Consider the following 2,276-nt stretch of genomic DNA (forward strand, 5'->3'; position numbering starts at 1 on the left):
CGCTCAGTGCGACGCGTGCGTCATCCACGCGGAGACTACGCAGCGTCAGACGACGCCCACCGGCGGGAATCCCGGCCATCGCATCGACCGCGTTGAGAATGAGGTTGCCGATCACCTGCTGCACCTGTACACGATCCCCGAATACCAGCGGCAGTTCGTCATCGAACTGGGTGTTTACCGCCACCGCGTGCTGCTCCAGCTCGCTGCGCGACAACGCCAGCATTTCCAGCACCGCCTGGTTGAGATCGAAGCCGCGTCGTTCCGGGCTGGCACCCTGGGTCAAGCCACGGATGCGTGCGATCACGTCACTGGCGCGGTGCGCGTCGGCGAGGATGCGGGCCAACGTCTGCCGCGCCTTCTCCACGTTCGGCGGCGCCTGCGCCAGCCAGCGCTGGCTGGCTTCGGCACTGCTGGCGATGGCGGCCAGCGGCTGGTTCACTTCATGGGCGATGGAGGTGGTCAGCTCGCCCACCGTGGAGGCGCGCGCAACGCGCAGCAGACGCGCCTGCGCTTCCTGCACGGCGGCCTTGGCCGCTTCCATTTTCAGTGACAGGTAGGTGGTGATGACGATCACCAGCATGCCGATGGCCGAGTTGACCAGACCGATGCGGTAGGTGCCGAAGCGGGTCAGGAAGAAGCTCAGCCCGGTCAACGCGATGCAGATGGCCGCCAGCAGCACCAACCCGCGGGCACTCATGACCCGCGATGCAGCCAGGATCACCGCCGCATAGAAGCACGCGGCGGCCACGGCGTAATCGGTCAGCGTGTCGGCGGCGAAGATCGCGGCCATGACCACGCCCAGGCCGAGCAGGGCCAGGGTATGCCGCGAAGGCGAAGAGGGCATCGGAACGACTCCCGTTGGTACAGGGTGGAGCGCCGCAACAAGCGGCGCGCGGAGCATAGCATCGGTACCGTGGTGGGCCGGTGTCAGTCCTCCAGCGTGGCATTCCAGAAGCCCTGCAGCACGCCGGGCGTGGTCGACAGCGTGGCCAGCACGGCATCCAGCTCATCGGCATCCACCGCCGTCGCATACAGCACGGCTTCGATTTCCACGTCGCGGTCGCCGAACGGCCGCGGCTCCACTGCCCGTACCGGGTAGTGCGCCTGCTCCAGCAGCACCAGCAGCTGGTCCAGCACCTCGGCCTGCCGGTCACGCTGGCAGATCACCGTGACCGCGTAGGTAGCCTCGCCGGACGCTTCCTGCAGCGGTTGCCGCTGGATGCGGTTGACTACCGGCCGCAGCAGTGTGTTGGCGGCCAGTACAAACAGCGCGGCCAATACCGCCTCGGGCAACAGCTTGATCCCGGCACAGGCGCCCACCGCCGCCGAGCCCCACAGCGTGGCGGCCGTGTTGAGCCCGGATACCTGCGCACCGTCCTTCATGATCGCCCCGGCGCCGAGGAAACCGACGCCGGAGATCACGTAGGCCACCACATGCAGCGGCGAGGGCGGCCCGCCGTACATGTCATGGAAGCGCACGGCCAGATCGACGAACACCGCCGCGCCCACCGCCACCAGCGTATTGGTGCGCAGCCCGGCCGTGCGCTGGCGCAGCTGGCGCTCCAGGCCGATCGCCGAGCCGAGCACGAAGGCGGTAGCCAGGCTGATCAGCGTGCTGACCGTGGCCCCGGCATTGAACGGCGGCAGATGCGGATTGAGATCCATCACTGCCACCCGTAACGACGGATGTAGACTTTCTTCAGCAGCGTGGTCAGCACCGCATAGCCGAACAGGATCGCGACCAGGAACGGCCAGTAGCCCGGCGGCAGCGCCTGCAGCTTGAAGTAGCCGGCCAGCGGGCTCATCGGCAGCAGCACGCCGATGGCCATGATCAGCCCGGTCATCACCAGCAGCGGCGGGGCGGCAATGCTCTGCACGAACGGCACCTTGGGCGTGCGGATCATGTGCACGATCAGGGTCTGGGTGAGCAGGCCCACCACGAACCAGCCCGACTGGAACAGGCTCTGGTCGGCCACGGTGCGCGCGTCGAACACGTACCACATCAGGGCAAAGCAGCTCAGGTCGAAGATCGAACTGATCGGCCCGAAGAACACCATGAAGCGACCGATGTCCGCCGGGTTCCACTTCAGCGGCTTGCGCACCAGCTCTTCGTCCACGTTGTCGAACGGAATGGCGATCTGCGAGATGTCATACAGCAGGTTCTGCACCAGCAGTTGCAGCGGCAGCATCGGCAGGAACGGCAGGAMGGCCGAGGCCACCAGCACCGAGAACACATTGCCGAAGTTGGAGCTGGCGGTCATGCGGATGTACTTGAG

3 protein-coding genes are annotated in these 2,276 nt (G+C 66.6%); all 3 read right to left on the reverse strand.

Annotation, left to right across the window (positions count from 1 at the left end):
* Positions 1 to 844: sensor histidine kinase (locus AC1DQP_RS19605; protein ID WP_478052312.1), on the reverse strand; the 844-nt coding region annotated here is incomplete at its 3' end.
* An 83-nt stretch (positions 845 to 927) separates the two neighbouring features.
* The gene (locus AC1DQP_RS19610; protein ID WP_457319299.1) at positions 928 to 1,665 is read right to left on the reverse strand and encodes an MgtC/SapB family protein; all 738 of its coding nucleotides are present in this window, start codon (positions 1,663 to 1,665) and stop codon (positions 928 to 930) included.
* Positions 1,665 to 2,276: cation transporting ATPase C-terminal domain-containing protein (locus AC1DQP_RS19615; RefSeq protein WP_478052313.1), on the reverse strand; the 612-nt coding region annotated here is incomplete at its 5' end. The genes AC1DQP_RS19615 and AC1DQP_RS19610, both read right to left, overlap by 1 nt.

The organism is Stenotrophomonas sp. P5_A8 (assembly GCF_056400545.1).

Coding starts and splice junctions, on each gene's coding strand:
- AC1DQP_RS19610 (WP_457319299.1), bottom strand. CDS start 1,665: ATGGATCTCAATCCGCATCTGCCGCCGTTCAATGCCGGGGCCACGGTC.